Here is a 19,489-nt window from a genome sequence, read left to right on the forward strand (position 1 = left end):
GGCGGATCATCGTGCGGCCGGACCTGTACAACGAGGTGTACGAAGGCGCGATCAGCTATGGCGCGAATGGACTGGTGATGGCTCCGGGTGAGGCGAACAACCTCACCGCTTCGGCCGCCACCATTCAGACGGCCGTGCCTTCCCTGCAGGTCGCCAGCCCGAAGGCGATTACGCTCGACGACGGCGTGTCACAGCTGTTCAAGGTCAGCGTGGCCTCGGGGCAGACGCTGCGCGTGCTGCTCGATTCGCTGGCCGCCACGGGCGACAACGAGCTCTACATCCGTTACGGCGATATCCCGACCACCTATGCCTATGACGCGTCGTACTCCAACGCGTCCGCAGCCGATCAGCAGGCGGTGATCGCCAGCACGCTGGCCGGTGACTATTACATCCTTGTGCGCAGTCGCGGCGGTCATGCCGTGGCGGCCACGCTGCGCGCCGATCTGCTGCCGCTGTCGATCACGGCGGTAACGCCCGACCATGGCGGTGTCAGCGACGACGACCATCGCTGGGTCACGCTGGACATCTACGGCTCCAGCTTCCAGGCCGGCGCCATCGTCAAGCTCACCCGCCCGGGCGTGTACGAAGCCGAGCCGGATCGCTGGCAGGTGCTCGATGCCACGCATATCCGCGCCATCTTCGATACGCGTGCCTTCCCGTACGGCCTGTACGACGTCACGGTGATCAACCCGAACGGCCAGAGCGTGACCGAGGCCGATCGCTACCTCGTCGAGCGCGGCATCGAAGACGACGTGACCATCGGCGTCGGCGGCCCGCGCAATCTCGAGCCGGGTGACAGTGCGACGTACACGGTCTCGCTGCAGAGCCTGACCAACGTCGACACGCCGTACGTGCGCTTCGACGTGGGCGCCGTGGAGATGGGCTACAACAAGTACCTGATCGACGGGCTCAACCTGCCCTTCCTGGTGTTCGGCTCCAACGTGGCGGGGTCGCCGTACGGCAGCGTCGCCAACTCGGCCGCCAACACGCAGGCCTATGGCCAGACACCGTCGTCCTCGTCGCGCACGGATATTCCGTGGGCGTCGCTCGACGGCACGCTGAACACCGCGGGCTACAACCTGGCACCGGGCTATGCGTTCGATGTGACCGCTGGCGGTTTCGTCGGCATGACCCTCCGCCTGCAGACCTACCCGGGCCTTACCGCGTGGATCAACCGTGACTTCTCCGGCCTGCGCGACGCGCTGTACGCGTTGCATCCGGACTGGAAGGCCGCCGGCCTGCTCGACGAGGGCATCAACGGCCTCGACAAGATCCCGGGCGGCGAAGGCCTTGCGGCACGCTTCCGCTCCACGGAGCCGGAAGACATCCTGACCAAGCTCGAGCTGATGTCGGAATCGTTCGAGTTCAACATCGTGGCTTCGGCTACGGCGCTGACGCGTGCGGAGTTCGTCGCGGAACAGACCGCGTATGCGCTCAAGCTGCGTACGGCGATCCTCGCCGATACCAGCGCACCGACCAACCTCGCCGTACTGGCCGCCGACCCGTCGACCTGGGTCAACGGCTGGCTGGCTGCGCTGGAAACCGGGGGCCTGCTGCGCCCGGCCGATCAGGCCGCGCCGATCACCAGCAATCCGCAGGTGGTCAGCCTCAATGCCACGCTGGCGGCCGGTATCCTGCTGTCGAAGGCGGGTGACACCTATCGCACCCAGGCCGACCTGCTTGGCTTCTTCGCCAAGGTGCAGCAGTGGTACGGCGATACGGCCGCTTACGCGGGCGATCCCAAGGCAACCACGGGTCCGATCGACCACTTCGAGCACCGCGAAGACGACGAAGGCAACGAAGTCGACATCCCGGTGCCGTCGCTGGCGAACGCCGCCGACTACGACCTGCATACGGGCCGTACCCTGCAGTTCGAGAACTTCACCGTGTTCGTCGGCGGCCAGTCCGAGCTGGAGTACCTGCGCGCGCAGGGCTACCTGGACGAGAAGTTCAATCCGCTGCCGGGCAAGCCGCTCAACCTCGCCCAGTACCTCACGCTGATGGCGGCGCGCAGCGGTGCGGACGACAGCGCCATCACCGTGCAGGGGCCGCAAGGTGTCTCCACGGCGGCGGACGGCAGCGCGTACGTGCCTGCGTCCACGGCGCTGCCCTACGCCTTCAACTTCAGCAACACGACGAGTCAGGGCGTCGGCCAGATCCGCATCGTCTCGCAGCTCGATCCGAACCTGGACGCGCGGTCGCTGCGTCTGGGCGATCTCAAGCTGGGCGACATCAACATCCATGTGCCGACCGATCGTGCCAACTTCCAGGCCGATTTCGACTTCACGGCGACGAAGGGATATATGCTGCGCGTGAGCGCGGGCATCGATATCGAATCGCGTATCGCCACCTGGCTGATCCAGGCGATCGATCCGTCCACCGGCGAGGTCATGAAAGACCTCACGCGTGCCCTGCTCGTTCCGACGGCAGGTGCCCTGCTCAACGGCTTCGTCAGCTACACCGTGGCCGCATCGGCCACCGCAGTGACGGGAGCGAAGGTCGGTGCCGCGGCGCGGATCTTCTTCGACGATACGCCGCCGGTCGACAGCGGCACGCTCAACGTCACCCTCGACGCCGGCGTACCGAAAACCACGGTCACCGTCACCAGCCTCGGCGCCAACGGCGCCGGCGCACCGCAGTACAACGTCAAGTGGACGGCACAGGACGATGCCAGTGGCATCCGCTTCGTCACCGTCTATGTCGCCACCGACGGCGGTGACTTCCGCATCTGGCAGCGTCAGGTCGGACCGGATCGCACCGAGGCCGTGTTCACCGGTGAACAGAGCCACACGTACGAGTTCCTCGCCGTGGCGACCGACAACGCCGGCAACCGCGAAGCGGCGAGCGTGACCAACGCCGTGCTGCCGGACGACGGCGGCAGACAGAGCGTGCTGGATGGTCTGGGCGTCACACCCGGACTGGAACAGACACCCAGTACCCCGGCGGCGGCCCCCGATCGCGACTATCCCGAAAACACCCTCTTCCAGCAGGCTTCGCAGCTTCTGCCGGGTGTTGTCGCGACGTCGAACGCGGGTGACTACAGCAACGTGCTCTCGCCGTTTACGGCACGCGGTTTCGCGGACGGCTTCGCCGCCGGTTCCGCGGATATCGGCGCCATGGCGATGGTCGAACTCGCGGACCACAGCGTGTTGTTCAGCGCCGGTGCGCAGCGCAACGAAGTGTTCAAGGTCGGCAAGGACGGCGGTCACTCGGTCACGCCGTTGTTCGTCCTCGACAGCCCGGTCCTCGACATGGCCGTCGATGCGTACGGGCAGCTATGGGTGATGACGGGCAACGAGCTGATCCAGGTCGATGCCGGCAGCGGCGCGATCCTGCGTCGCATGCAGCGCCCGAGTGGCCAGCCGCTGACGCATGCGCTCGCCATTGCATCCAACGGCGACATCTACGTGTCGTCGGGCGGTGGCATCGAGGTGTTCCACCCGAATGAGACGAATGCCGCCGCGGTCTGGCAGCACTTCAGCAATACGCGCGTTGGCGACCTGGCGTTCGGCCCGGACGGCCGTCTGTGGGGTGTGCGCTGGAGCGGCAGCTCCATCACATCCGCCGATCCGAATGGCAGCACGGAGATCGTCAGCTTCCCGATGAGCGGGAAGACCGTCGGTCGCGCGGAGCTCGAGTACCGTCTCACCGGGGTGGTCAGTTCCATCGCGTTCGGCAAGGCGGGTACGCCGCTGGCCGGGCTGTTGTTTGCGTCCGGTTCGCTGGCGCAGCACGTCACCGTTGCAGGTGTGACCGATACCACGCATGGCTCGACCACGTGGATGATCGAGCTGGAGTCGCGTCGGGTGTTGCAGCTTGCCGGTGGCGGTACGCAGGCTGAGGCGATCATTGCGACGAGCGATGGACGGATTCTCGTTGCGCAGACGAGCCATGTGGATGAGATTGCGCCGGCGCATGCGCCGAAGGTGGTTGCGACGAGCGTGCCGGATGGGGCGTTGGTGCCGTTGCCGCTGAGTGAGATTGCGGTGGTGTTTGATCAGGATATGTGGGTTGGTTCGGGTGGTGGCAGTGTGCTGGATGTCACCCGCTACGCGTTCGTCGCTCCTGAAAATGGTGGCAACCGCTTGTATCCCACGGCTATTCGTTGGGATGCTTCGACACACACGGCCTACCTGAGCGTCTCCGGTCTTGCCGCGGGCAGCTATACCATGACCGTGGACGCGGGCCTGCGCTCCTCCACCGGGCTCGTCATGGGCCAGCAGGCGGTGACGCATTTCGTTGCGCTGCTCGACATGAGTGCCAGCATCTCCATCGCTTTCAGCAACACGCGTGCCGACCGGGCCACCGGAGCGATCAGCTATGACGTCACGCTGACCAACGTCGGCAGCCAGGATATCCATGGGCCGTTGATGCTACTCGTCGACCCGGGTCAATGGTTCCCGGGACTGGTGGCCGACGGGTCGCATGCCGATGGCAGCCTCTGGACCATCAACCTGAGCGATGCACTTGTCGGGCTCGGAGGCAAATTGCCTCCAGGCGGAAAGATCGTCGACCAGACCGTGACGATTCTCCCCGCATCGCAAGCTCAAGCGGGTGGCACGCTCGCCGATATCGTGAAGGTTCAGCTCGGTCATGGCGTGTATGCCGTTCCCGAGGTAAACGAGCCGCCCGTCATCAGGCCCGCCAGTGACGTGGCCGCGACGCCGTTTACGTTCGATGCGGTGGCGGTCAAGGGCAGTGAGTGGACAGCCACCGTCAACGGCCTGGATCGTGACGGCAACCTGGTGTACTGGCAGCTGGTCTCCGGCCCGGCTGGCCTCTCACTCACACCACCCGATGAAACATCGCTCGATGTCGACGGTTACTATCACTCCGTCGCAACGCTACGTTGGACGCCAGATGCCGACGCGATGGCCGACACCGAGGTTGTGCTTCGACTGGTCGACGCCCGTGGCGGGAGCTATCTGCAGACCTTCCACATCCAGGTCGACAAGGGCAATCATCCGCCGGTCATCGACGTTATCGATGCGGTCGCTCTGGCAGAGGGGCAGTCTCTCGCCCTCCCGTTGCACGCTGCCGACCCGGACGGTGACACCCTTACCGTCACGATGTCCAATCTCCCGCCGGGTGCTACTTTTGACGCCCGTACCGGTCGTCTGAACTGGACGCCGTCTTACGACCAGGCCGGCATCTACCGGAATGTTACGATTTCCGTGACGGATGGCAGGTCGACGACAACGCGCAGCTTCGATATCACGGTGCGGCAGGCTTATGCCGCTCCCGTCCTGGCGCCTGTTCCCGCTCAGATTCTGCGGGAAGGCGATGCTTACGGAGTACAGCTGTCGGGGTCCGTCCCGGGCGGTCTGATCCGAGCTGACGGAAGCACGGTTTCGCTGCGCTACACTTCCACTTCGCTTCCTGCCGGTATGACGCTCAACGCCGATACCGGTTGGCTGGCTTGGCAGCCCGGCTTCAACCAGCACGGTTCGTTCCACGTGACTGTGGTCCTGATGGCCACGACGACATCGCCCACTGGAACCGCGGTCAACACGCGCGCACAAGCGACGATCGATTTTACCGTACTGAACGCCAATGGCGCGCCGGCCTTCGATGCCAACCTTGGCGACAGCTGGAACCTGCTCGAAGGCCAGGCGTTGGAGATCAGTGTTTTTGCGTTCGATCCCGACAACCCGACGTTCACGCCCAAGGTACGCCCTACGGTTGACAGCGCAGCCGTCTCTCCAGATGGAAGTACTACCGCTCCCAGTGTGAGCTATGAGGTGCATGGCTTGCCTGCGGGTGCCATTTTCGACCCAGACACCCTCAGGATTCGTTGGACGCCCGGTTACGACCAGGCCGGCACTTACTACGTCACGGTTATCGCTACGGATGATGGCGATGGCACAGGAGCGCCTGCTCGCAGCTCGGTGACGATTCCAATCATCGTTGCCGACAGCAACCGTGCGCCGGTTATCGCGCCGATCGCCAATGCGACGGTCGACGCGGGCGCGGTGATCGAAATTCCCGTCGATGTCTCGGACGTCGACGGCAGCTCCCTGGCGATTTCCCTCGGTGGTCTACCTCAGTTCGCCGTTTGGATCCAAGACCCCGCCAGCGCGCCGGGCCATATCACCGGGAAGATCCGTTTCAGCCCCCAGGCAAATGACCGGGGCGACTACACCGTGACCATCACTGTCACTGACGATGGCAACGGCGATGCGAGCCGTATCCTCAGTCAAACGATCGGCTTCGTTCTCACGGCAAAATCGCTTACGGCCCCGCCGATAATCGACTTTCCGGCGCAGGTTGTCGCCGTAGCCGGAGCAGCGCTCAGTGTCCCTCTCCACATCAGCGACGCAGACCAGGACGACCTCTCGATCACCACGAGTGGCCTTCCGGATGGCGCGACGCTTGAACTGACAGGCTCGTACGGCGAAGCCGTTCTTCATTGGACCCCTACCGCCAACGATATCGGGGTTTACGACATCACAGTAATGGTCACCGACAGCGGTCTGCCACCTCGCGATCAGGGATACGTCGATCCCGAGTTCCCTGTACCGAACGTGGTGACGCGCAGCCTTCGTATAGTGGTTCGCGCCGCGAATGCCGCCCCGGAGCTCCTTGGGGTTCAGGTGAATGGAACAGCCCTTTCAGCCACGGACGCATCGAGCCCGATCAGCCTTACTACTAACGAGAGCGTGCCCTTGTCGGTCGATCTTTTTGTGAACGACGCTGACGCGGATGTGCTCACCTGGACGACCCAAGGCATGCCTACCGGCATGGTCCTTTCGATGGCCGACGGCCATGCTGTACTGCGCTGGACGCCAGAATATTTCGCGGCACAAGGCGGAGACAAAGGCATCTACCGCTTCACCATCACCGCCAGCGATGGCTCGGCGACCTTCAGTCGCACCTTTGTCCTAAAGGTTAACGACGTAAACCAAGCTCCCGTGATTCTGCCGATGCCGTTGCAATTGGTCGATGAAGGAAGCGTGCTGAGCTTCGATCTGCGCACGGCCGATGCCGATGGAAACCTCGTTCGCACCAGCCTCGTGTACGACGAGAGCACGCCGCCGGGTGTCAGCTTCGATGCGGCCACCGGTCATTTCGAATGGACGCCCGGCTATGGCGTCGTCGATAACGCAATCGAAAGAAGTCGGGACTTCGCGTTCAAGTTTGTAGTGACTGATGGCACCCTGAGCTCGACCCAGATGGTGCATGTACGCGTTTTCGACGTCGACCGCACGCCGACGATCACCGTTGCCAGCCATGCGGTTGTCGTTGGTCAGAGCATCAGCCTTCCGGTCACCAGGGGTGACACGGAAAACCAGATGGGCGTCCACGTCGACGATCCCGATGGAGCACCTCAGGTCCAGACTCTGACGGTCGCTTTCAGTGGGCTGCCTGAGGGTGCCGTTTATGACAGCGCCTCAGGTCACCTCAACTGGGTTCCAGGCCCTGGCCAGACCGGTGACTTTGTGGTCACCGCCACGGTCAGTGACGGAATGCGGAGTACCCAAAAGACGTTCACCTTGCGCGTCGTCGCCGATGCGGAGGCAAACGCTCCGGCGGTGCTGGTCGATGCAGTGCCATCCGCGCCCAGCCTCCCAGGACAGGTCGTCCTGGTCACCGTTCGTACGAGCGCTTTCTCATCGGTCACCTCCGTTGTCGTCGAAATTCGCGGAGCCGGCATCGGCAGCGATACCTGGCAAACCGTCGCGATGGACGCCAGCGGCCGTTTCCGGTTTCAGAGCACGGCTCCAGGCCTGGTCGACATTCGAGTGACCGCAACGGACGCCGACGGGTTCCGTACCCAGACCACGAAACAGCTTGGCGTCCGCGATCCATCCGACACGTCGGCACCGACACTCAGCTGGACGGGCACACTCGCCGGTGCGACACCCGTCGGCAAGCCGGTCGACATCATCGGTGTGACCTCGCTCGCAGCTGCCATCCAAGAAGCCCAGGCGATGGGTTCCCGTCTTGAGATCGCGCGCGAAGGCAGCGATGTCTGGCAGCTTTTGGGTGAGAAATCGTGGGCAGATGCCCGCATCGATCAGATCCTGGGCCTCGCGACAATCGACCCAGCCTCTTTCGAGAACGGCGTCTATCGACTGAGGCTGACAGCGTGGGATCTGCTCTCGCGCACAACCCAGATCGAAGCACGCATCGTCATCGATTCGAGCACAAAGAATCAGCCTCTCGCGGAAGCCTCTGACGGCGCGCTCTCCCTCGGTGGCCATTCGGTTGGTTTGGGTCGTGTGGTCGTCGGCGACGCCGGTGCGAACCTGGGTAACTGGGCACTCGACGGATTCGATACCCATCTGACGACCGATCAGCTCGCCAATACGTCCACTGGCGCGGTTGCAGGCTGGAGCGAGGGCGCCAGAGTCTGGCTCAGCCTGCCCAAAGACCCGTCTTCGCCCCTGGACAAAGTCAATCTTCGATTCGAGCTGTCGACTTCCGCAACGCGCCTGTCGAGTGACGTGTCGGCCCCCGTCGTTTATCGACCCGTATTCGGCGTCGACCAAGGTTGGACGCTGAGCGCACTGGGTACGACGGCCCTGCAACGAATGGGCGACCGGCTCTACGACGGTATCACCGGCTTGCCATATGTACCGGGTGGATTCCTCCTTACTTCGCCCGATGGAACGTCATATACGATCACGGCCGAAGGAAAGATTGTCCGGGCCACTTTCGCTGACGGCGCTGCCTGGGTTATCTCTGATGCGGGCATCGCGCTTGTCGGAGGGACAGCATCTGAGCGCATCGGTTTCGAGCGTGACGCCGCCGGTCGCATCACACGCATTACTGGACCGGCCGCAAACGGCGCGCCGCGTGCTATCGCGTATCGTTACGATACGGCGGGTCGCCTTATCCTGGCCCGCTGGCTCGACGGCGCCGATACAGGTACGCCTTATGGCTACGACGGCGCGTCGACGCCTTTCTCGGAAACGCTCACTGCCAGTCTCGGTACGGCCGCGTCCTGGATTGGGAACGACAGTGCGAACCGTTGGACCGGTGTTCTCTCGAGCGGCACCACCACGTTGGGATTCGAGGTCCGCGAATCGGAACTCGCTTCTACCGTCAAGGCCCCGGGCGCTCAGGGCAGTGTTATCTATGCGGTCAGCGCGCGAATGGCCGACGCAGCAGCGCAGCTGTCCGTCATAGGAGGCACAATCATCGGCAGCACGCTGCACGATGGCGTGCAGACCTGGCTCATCCGTGTGGACTCTGCTGGCCTCAAGCTCCTGCGCTTCTCCGGTACCGGAAGTGCGACGGTCGCGCTCAGCATCGCCGGAGATATCAACAACGACGGCAAGGTCGACGGGGTGGACAGTGCGGCCTGGGACATGGCCCCGACGGCAGGCGCCTCCGATCTGAACGGCGACGGGATAGTCGACGCCCTTGATCGCCAGGTCCTGTACGCCAACTACGGCTGGCGCGCGAACCTGCCTCCGGTCGCGGGAACGCCGGTCGACATGCTGACTCACACGGATCTGGCGACCACAACGCTCCTCGATGGCGTCGCGAGCGACCCGGACGGAGACGCCATTTTCTGGCGGATACTCGGGAGCACACACGGTACGGCCATGCTTACGCCGGACGGAAAAGGCATTATCTTCCGTCCCGACGCTGGCTATACCGGCCCTGCGGACATCGCGATGCAGGCCGACGACGGATTTGCCTCCAGCGCACCTATTCATGTCGTGGTCAACGTCAGCGGCGCGCAGCTGCTCCAGATCGATATCACGCGACTGGCCGCGATGGTTAACGGCGACAGCCGCGAACTCGTCATCACCGGTACATTCGCAGATCAGGCGGGCGTGCGCCTTGATGCCGACTATGTCGACATTCATTCGTCCAAAACGACGGTTGTGGATGTACTGCCCGACGGCACCCTCCATGCCGTCAGCACGGGTACGGCAACTATTGAGGTCAGCTCTCACGGCATACGTGCCGTCGACGCGATCGAGGTGGGTGTAACGCTTCCTGTCGTACCGGTCGATGCAAACGGCTTCGAGGTGGACGTCTATCCTCGTGCAATCGACCTGCCCGAGTACGTCGGTGAGCGGCAGCTCAAGGTCACCGCTGCCGACGGCACGGCGATTTCGTCGGCGACCAGCGGCGTGCGCTACTACATCAGTAACGATGCGATCGCCAGCATCACACCTGACGGACTCATTATTGCGAAAGCATCCGGGTACGCCACGGTTTCTGTGATTTACGGCGGTCGCCAGCACGACATCCTTCTCTACGTGCAAGCCCCGTCCACAGGCCCTGCTCTCGTCGATCCCGCAATGGGGGCTTCGGTCCAGGACGGAGCAGGCAATCTGGTGATGGTGCCACCTGGAGCGCTTGCGACGGTTTCTACAGTGTCCATATCGGCCGTCGACGCTGCCTCGCTTGGCATGCCCATGCCTGCACCGGACGTACTCGATGTGGTCGGGGCATTCCGCGTCGATGTGGGCGGCGATGCCAGCTCCTTGCCACTGCAGCTGGCCCTGCACGTGGCAGCATCAGACGGCGCGCTACCAGCGACGGGCACGCAGGTCTTCTTCTGGCGCAAGGGCACCGTGCTCGGAGCTGACGGTGTGATGCACGACACATGGTTCCTCGTAGACAACGGTGTCATCGGCACCGACGGGATGGCGCACACGTCGAGCCCGCCTTATGGCGGTTTCACCGCAGGCGGCGATATTCTCGTCACGACCAGCAGCAAGAATCTGCGCACAGGCGAGACCACCGCCACCGCTGCCGCGCTCGACTGGAACCTGATGTGGTCGCAGTCGGCCAACATTGCCATGGGCATGTCGCCAGGTATGGCCAACAGCGCTATTGACATTTTCAGCTTCGGCCCATTGTCGGTCGTCAGGTACACGCTGGCCGGGTCTTATCAAAAAGACGTGCCTGTCATCCGCGACGGTGCGGGAACCGTGACAGTCAACTTCCCTTTCGCGCTCCCTACATCGTGGGACCAGCCGCAGGTGAGCGGCTACGAATTCGATACATCGACACGGGATCTGACCATTTACGGTTCCGGCTTTGCTCCTCTAGCAGGACCGGCCAGCACCGTCGTGGTCAAGGTATGGGTCAGTCCTCGCAACAAGGCCCTCAGCGCACCCACGAGTGTGCCGGATCACGGACTCGTCTGGATGGCGATCGAGGCGACAATCGACGCACAGGGCAGACTGCATGTAACCCTGCCGGACGGAATTCTGCTGTCCCAGCACCAGCTTATGATCGAGCGGATCAACAAGACCGTCGATGACCAGGGCAATGTGGTTATACCGAAGACGGGAATCCTGAGCGATGCGGTCAATCCGTACGATCCGACTCAGGTCATCGATGCGACGATGGTCACCAATGCCACGACCATCAATTACTTCGCGAATGGTGATCAACTTGCGCTCGTGAAGCAGACAAAGGTCGACGAGCAAGGCCGTGCGTTGGCACTGCTCGGGAGCATGACGACGCAGATCGCCTACAACACCGACCAGTCGCTGGCCTTCGTCGCCGGCGGCAATGGCCGCATTTACGTGGTGGACACGACGTCCCTGACGATCGGATACACCCTCCAGGTCGAGAATACGAGTGACCCCATCAGCAGCGTCGTGGTTTCAGGAGGCTGGCTCTATGTGGCCGAGGGCAGCCGTTATGGCGGAACAGGACGCCTGATTCGCATCGATATCTCGGCCGCATCGTCTGGCTTCCTGCGGACTCAGCAGGTGCTGAACCTCCCTGGTGTCGTAACGACAGACGGTTTCCTGGGTATGGCTGTCAGCAGCGGTCGTTATCTTGCGATCACCGCCCCGATCACAACCATCGGCGTGACGAACAACACACGTGCAGGTTCGGGGAACGTCTACCTGCTTGACCTTTCGCTGATTGGTGCTGACGGCAAGCTCGCCGCCGGCGCCTTCAAGACACTGCCCCTGAGCGCCCTGCCATCGTCGTTCGCGCTGAAGGGTCCCCAGTACGTCACCGCAGGCGATAAGCCAGGCCAGTTCATCGTGTCCGACGCTCTCGATCACAGCAAGGGCATCGCGATCATCAGCTGGCCGGTCGACGCGACAGGTAAGCTCGGCGACACTCCGACGATAACGCAACCAAGCCTGACCCCAACCGCGGACTCCAGCTGGCTGACGTCGAAATATCAGCAGAACATTCAGCGCGCCGACGGTGTGGTTATCGTTGACTACCAGGGAGTTACCTACGCGCTCGTCGCCGATTACAATTTCATCTTCAACGACGCGCACTACGGAAACGACGACATTCTTGGAAAGCAGATCGGCGGAAAGATCGGCATCATCCAGGACCCATTCGGCGCGCAAGGCGGCCCGCTTTATCTCGGGGCGACAACGCCGTTCGTCGGCGGTGCTATCGATCACCTTGTGCTGGGCGACGATGGTCGCCTGTTCGCGGATGTCTTTGTCGATGAACTGAGCGATGAGCCGGGTATCTACTCCCGCGACTTCAAGGCGCTATTGGTCTGGAACGATATTGGGACGTTGATCGAGGCGGCTCGCACGGCCTATCAGGCAGGCACGCCGAGAACGCAGCCGATCGACCTGAACAACCCGTCGCTGCAGCCCACTCGCTATGACGGAGCCACAGCAGGCACCTACTTCGGATGGATCTATGGCATCGCGAGCGGGCCTTCTACCCAGAAGGAGATGGCAACCGTCGAAGTCGACAATCAACTCTACGGCGACATCGCAAAGGTCGACCTCAGGATGTTGCTTGCGTCGCAAGGCGTGGAGGTGACCGGCGATTTCGCGATGCAGCAGCAACAGGGACCGGTCGGGGGTGCGTACTCGGACGGTGCGATGAAATTTGGCTGGTTCAACGATGGTCATGTACTTTCGTACGAATACAAGGACGGCTGGGAAGTCGTACAGCGTGATTCCACAACGTTGTCGGTCGGCCCGACCTCATTCGGCGATTCAGGCATTTTCTACTTCGCTCCTGACTTCGACGTACAGTCTCTTCAGGACGGAAACCCGTTGGCAGCCGGCTCATCGGTCGGTTATGTCAATGTCAAAGTCCACAGCATCAACGGCGAGGTGGTGGACGAGTACCGCACATTCCGTGTAGTCATCAAATTCAGGTCGAACACCTTGAAGGACCCGACCGATCCGGGCTACTCAACGCTTACTTTGCAAGGCTCTGTGGGCGACAACGAGATCAATCGACCGCTCGATGTCGCAGGCGTGCAACAGCGGCTCAAGTTCCTCGGCTACACCTCGGTCAGCTCCAACGGCACGAGCGACGCTTTCAATAATGCAGAGGAGATTCGCGTCGACGGAAAGTGGAATGATCCTATTGCGACGGCTGGTGGTACGGTGGGCCGCACGGAAGGCGCGCTCGACCGGTTTCAGGTGATTACGGCATCGGCGGTAACGCCGACGCCCACATACGAAACACGTACCCTGCCCGAGGACGTACTGACAGCACCCCTGACGAAGGATCAGCTCCTCCCTGTGACAGAAGCGATCCTGGATCGCGTCGAAGCAATGCTGAAGGTCGGTAACCGAGCGGGTGCTTATATGGTGCTCTACCGGTCCGTAGGTGCCTCAATCCTTCTTATTCAGGCGCAGATCACCACCTACTCCGGGTTCTTTGGAGCAGGCGGACTGATCGGAAATTCGCTTGCAAAAGCCGATAACGGCGCCGGTGTGTACTCGGTGAATCTCGACCAGTTCTCGATGGACATCGATGCGGGCAACATCCGCGCAATCCGTGACAACCTTCGAAAGGGCGGCGACGGCCGCCTGAGTGACGGCGAGCTACTCGACGCGGATCGCGGCGTATGGGAGGCCAAGGGCCTTGCTCAGTACTTCCCCGGCAATGCGCTGTTCATTCCGGGCGCGAGCGGCATTCCGACGTTGCATTTTTGGGATATCCCGGGTGCGATCGATATCCTCACGGCCGTCATCTCGGGGGGCACGGCCAATTCCACCTGGGTCGGAATGAATCAGAGCTACATTTTGCTCGGGCATCGTCCCGCCGAATTCCGCAATGACTCCCGATATACGATCTATGAGCGTGTGGTTGCAGGAAATGGAACGAAGAATGCGAGCAGCCGCTTCATCACTGTCGTGGAAAATAGCTCAGGGAGGATCGTGCTGTTCTTCGACACTAACCCTGACCTCCCATTTCTGGTGCCGACGGTCGATGGCGTGGTAAGCAAACCTCACCAGCTGCCAGACGAGCTGACCGACGATGTGACCGAGAACAAGAGCTATCTCGCCCAGTCCACATCGGCCGATGGCAAGCCTGTGTTTGTCACTCGCACCTATATGGACGACATCAAGCTGCTGGTACTTACCGTCACTAAGATCAGCTTCGAATCAGACTACCCCGCTTGGGCAGCCAAGTGGAATGCGACCCACACACAGCCGGCGAACACTATCCTTTGGGCTCGCGCCAAGCTCGACGATTTCGTGGGGGCCGACGGCTCCTTCGCTGGTGGGCGGACGCCTGGGATCGAGCCGTTGTATACAACAAAGATTGAGGACACGCTCGATGTAGCCGATCCCGATGACCGTAACGGAACTGTTTCCGCTGCGCCGGGCGATAAGACGCTTGACTGGCTAAATAGCGCTACCGCGCCTCGCTGGTCGCGCCTCGTGAGCGACGACTATGTGAATGTCAGCTCCGCTGCAACGTCTAATGACCACGGCAGCAGCTGGGAAATAGACATCATCAAGAAGGCCGCAGAAGCCGCCGCCGGTTACTTGGCAGGCGTTAAAATGGACGTAGTCAAGATGACTTCGGACGGTTGGATTCCGATGAAGGTGGAGCAGGATGCCGCCACCCGTCCTGATGTCGTGCATGAATACACTGATGGACTTTCATTTGACGTGAAGTTCGATTCCGAACTGATGCTTTCCACGCTGCCGATTCGCGCCTTGCTTGATCTGAACACGATGGGTAACGATCTAGCTGCGATGAACGGCGACCTCACGGCGGAGTTGAACTATGTGATGGCGCAGAGCCACCTCGCCCTCACGGACGCGGAGAAGGCCGCGATCGTGCAGACGGCGCTTCTGCGCCAGGCTGCCGGAAAGTATTGGAACGGCGCGTATCTGGGCGGAGAGGAGTACCTCAAGCGAAACAGTATCGTCGTCGCCGTGCTGGGCATGATTCGCATCGACATTAAGGACGTCAGCGATACCGACGTGCATAGCGCTCGTTACGGCATTCACGACATCCAGGTGATGTCTGGCTATCAGGGCATGGTGCATGTCAAGCTGAAACCGCAGGTGCTGCCCGAGCACCAGGAGTCCAGCGGACGTTACGATGACCCCGCCCACGCTCCGGCGAGCGAAGCCGAGGCAACTCAGAAGGCTGTCGACGCAATTATCGCAAACGTACTCGTCGGATGGGGCCTCAGCACGTCCGACCTCACGGCCGCGGGTATATCTTTGCCCGGCTCTGCGTCGGTGGTTGCCCTGAGCAATTCACTTCTTGGTGTGACCGAAGGTTCGACGATCCGCATCGATGACGACGCCAACGGCGTTGGCTGGTATGTCGGGAACGATGTATCGGGTAACGATGACTACCTGCCCACGTCTGACCCAGGGGTTTGGGTAGCACGTGCAGGGACTGCAGCGGAAGCGCACATCGACCTACTTACGGTGGTCATGCACGAGTTCGGGCATGTGCTCGGCCTTGCGGATACAGGGGACTCGTCCGACGTCATGGCGCTTCGACTCGGTCCTGGTGTGCGCCGTCTTCCGTCGCCAGCGCTGATCGCCCAGGTCCGCGCACTTCTGGCCACGCGCGCTGCGACTCTTGTACACGCTGTCGCAACGGGAAGTGAGGGTGTATCTATCCCGGTGTCGCCCACGGCCACTCAAGGGACGGCAGCCCAGCCGAATATGTCTTCGGGCATCCTGCCATCCGTCACACCCGACCACGGGATCACTGATAACGCGTGGTCAACAACGGGGCTGGTGGTCCAATCGGGAGAAGGGGCAAGGCTGGTTGAAGTGAACGGAGTCCACACTCGACTGAGCCAATCCTTTGTCGTAGGGGCGAACGATCGATTCCTGCGTTTCACGGTGGATGGCATTTCGCTGCACGGCACCTCTGGCCTGCCCGAGGACGCGTTTGAAGTCGCGTTGCTGAATATGGCGACCGGTGCGTCATTGGGCGGAGCGATGGGCCTTTCGCATACCGACGCGTCACTCAACATGCAGGCAGACGGACGAAGCTACACGGCGAATGGCATCACGTGGATTGCGAATGCCGATGGAAGCCGTACGTATCTTCTCGATCTGGGCCACGTTGCTACCGGAACGGCTGTGACGCTGTCGTTCGACCTCCTTGGCTTCGGTACTGCGGATAGCTCGGTTAACATCCGTGACGTGCGTACGATTGGGCTGCCGAGAGCTATCGATGATGCTCAGTCCGGCGATCAGGGCGGGACCTTCGAAGGTAGCGTGACGGCAAACGATATGAACGCAACCGGTTTCGGTGCGGTTCTGATCGACAGTCCATCGCACGGCACGCTGACACTCGTGGCCGATGGTCATTTCATTTACGTGCCCGATGACCAGTGGTTCGGCACAGACGTCTTCAGCTACGTGTTGGACAACGGGAAGGGTCATTCCAACATGGCGACGGTGGTGCTCACCGTGAACAAGGCGAACCATGCACCCGTGGCGCACGATGCGACGGTGGACTCCCTTGAAGAAGAAATCGTCGAAGGAAACCTGCTCGGGTGGGCTTCGGACAGCGACGGCGACGCCCTGACGGTTCAGCTGGTTGAAGGCCCAACGCATGGCGTTCTCACGTTCAACACCGATGGCAGCTTCAGCTATCGTCCGGACGATCTCTACCGCGGCGAGGACAGCTTCAGCTACCGCGTGAGCGATGGTTCGCTGACTTCCGCCGTAGCCACGGTCACCATCGTGATGGCGCCCGTCAATCACTTACCTACGGCGGTGGACTTCGCGGGTACGGTGGCGGAGGACGGATCGTTGATCCTCGACCCGCTCGCCCACGCGACCGACGTCGATGGGGACACGCTTACGCCAGCGATCATGGATGGCCCGGCCCATGGTTCCCTGACCAGAGCAGAGGACGGCAAGTACGTCTATCGTCCAGATGCGCTCTACGCTGGTCTCGACACCTTCACGTTCACCGTGAACGATGGCCTGGGCGGTTCCAATGTCGCCACCGTCACCCTTACCGTGACACCAGTAAATCATGCTTCCGTCGCCATCAACGACACGGCAAGCACCGACCAGGACAAGGCCGTCGTCATCTCCGTGCTCGCCAATGACAGCGACATCGACAACACCACCGGCCTGAATGCCGATATGCCGAAGGCAGTCAATGCAGGCTTGACCGCGCGCATCGTCGGTCAGCCGGCCAACGGCACGGTGACGGTCAATGCCGATGGCACGATCACGTACGTACCCAGGAATGGCTTCTACGGCACCGACAGCTTTACCTACGTCGCGAATGACGGTGAACTCGACTCCGCCATCGCCTCGGTAACGATCACGGTCCGTCAGACCAACCACGTACCGGTCGCTGTCGATGACAGCTACGCCGCTGTTCAGGGCAAGGCGTTGGTGATCAATCCGCTGTCCAATGACAACGACGCCGACGGTGACGCGCTCACCACAGTGCTGGTTGCCGGTCCGCAGCACGGCAAGCTCACCCGCAATGCCGATGGCTCGCTGACCTACGTGGCCGACAGCGGCTTCACCGGCACGGATACCCTCACCTATCAGGCAAGCGACGGTAAGTCGCTGTCCAACATAGCCACGGTGCGCTTGACCGTATCCGCAGCCAACCAGGCTCCGGTGGCGGCCAACGACAGTGTCCGCATTCACAACAACCAGACCGCCATCATCGACGTTCTGGCGAACGATCGTGATGCGGATGGCGACGCGCTGAAGGCTATGGTGGTCAACGGCCCGAAGCACGGCACACTGACGAAGAATGCGGACGGCACCTTCAGCTATTGCGCTGACCTGTTCTTTACCGGTACCGACACGTTCACGTACGTCGCCAACGACGGCAAGGCCAATTCCAACACCGCAACGGTCACGATCACGGTACTTGGCCCCAACCTACCGCCTCTCGCCTTCGACGATGTCGTCGACGTCAGGGAGAACGGCTCCATCCGTATCGACCCGACCGCCAACGACTGGGACATCAACGGCGACGACCTCAAGGCTTTGCTGATCTGCGGCCCGAGCCATGGCACGCTGTCGCTCAATACGGACGGAACGTATACCTACACGCCGGACGCCAACTGGTATGGACTGGATGGCTTCACCTATCAGGCCTACGACGGTCAGTTCCGTTCCAATCCGGCCATGGTCTGGATCCGTGTGGCCAAGGTGAACCAGGCTCCGGTCGCCACGGCGGATGCCTTCACGGTCCGCGCCGGTCAGGCCACTCGGCTGGATGTGCTCGCCAACGACAACGATGCCGATGGCGACGACATCACCTCGAAGCTGACCGGTTCGCCGAAGAACGGTAGTCTCTCCCGCAACCGCGACGGCAGCTTCAGCTACACGGCAAAATCCGGTTTCGTGGGTACGGATAGCTTCACCTACGCCGCGACCGACGGCTCGCTGGATTCGAAGCCCGTCACGGTCACCATCACCGTTCTCGCCCCGAACCACGCACCGGTTGCCAAAGACGACAAAGCGACAACGACGGCGGGTACGGCCGTCCGCATCGATGTGCTCGCCAACGACACGGACAGCGATGGCGACCGGCTTGCCGCCCTGCTCGTCTGCGCACCGTGCCACGGCAAGCTGACGATCAATGCCGATGGCAGCTACACCTACACGCCGGACAAGGGCTGGTATGGGACCGACAGCTTCAGCTACCGGGCAACCGACGGCCAAGCCCAATCCGGCGTAGCCATGGTCAGCATCACAGTACAAAAGGCGAATCGCGCCCCAACCGCCCAAAACGCATCGTTCCAGGTGCAGAAGGACGGTAGCGTGCAAATCGACTTCGACTACCTTGTCAATGATCCGGACGGCGACGCGCTGACGCTAAGCCTGACCAATCCGTCCAAGGGCACACTGACCCGCAATCGCGATGGCAGCTACACCTATAAGCCGAAGTCAGGCTTCACGGGAACGGACGCCCTCACGTATTCGGTGAGCGACGGGAAGCTAAGTGCCAGCGCGACGATCACGCTTGTCGTGTCGAAGAATCCGCCATGCGGTAACGCCATGTCGATTATCTTTAATGCGTCGGAAGGCATCGGCCATGCAAGAGACGGCGGCTACATCGTCGTGAATTCTGACTCGAATGACCGGCCGGTGATCGATTGGTCGACGCACGCGGCTTTGAGTGGCAGCGCAGCTCCGACGGATTGGACCCACGCACTCTTAGGCGGACTCATGTCTGGTGTTGATCTTCTGGCGATCCAGACGGGGCTCGCGGTAAGGAGGGAGTAATCTGGGACGCCGTTGTTCTTCGGGACGGCGGCGCGGCGCAAGCTTAGCCCGGATACTGCCAGGTGAGCACATCTCGGGCA

1 protein-coding gene (running past one end of the window) is annotated in these 19,489 nt (G+C 61.9%); it reads left to right on the plus strand.

Annotation, left to right across the window (positions count from 1 at the left end; translation table 11 throughout):
* On the plus strand, positions 1–19,409 hold the 3' portion of the coding sequence (locus tag J2X57_RS01930; protein ID WP_309863156.1) for an Ig-like domain-containing protein. It extends 17,380 nt beyond the left edge of the window; the window shows 19,409 of its 36,789 coding nt (coding positions 17,381–36,789); its start codon lies off the left edge, out of view; it ends in the stop codon at positions 19,407–19,409.
* Positions 19,410–19,489 lie beyond the last annotated feature (80 nt).

It is taken from the genome of Luteibacter sp. 1214 (assembly GCF_031455395.1).
GTDB lineage: Bacteria > Pseudomonadota > Gammaproteobacteria > Xanthomonadales > Rhodanobacteraceae > Luteibacter > Luteibacter mycovicinus.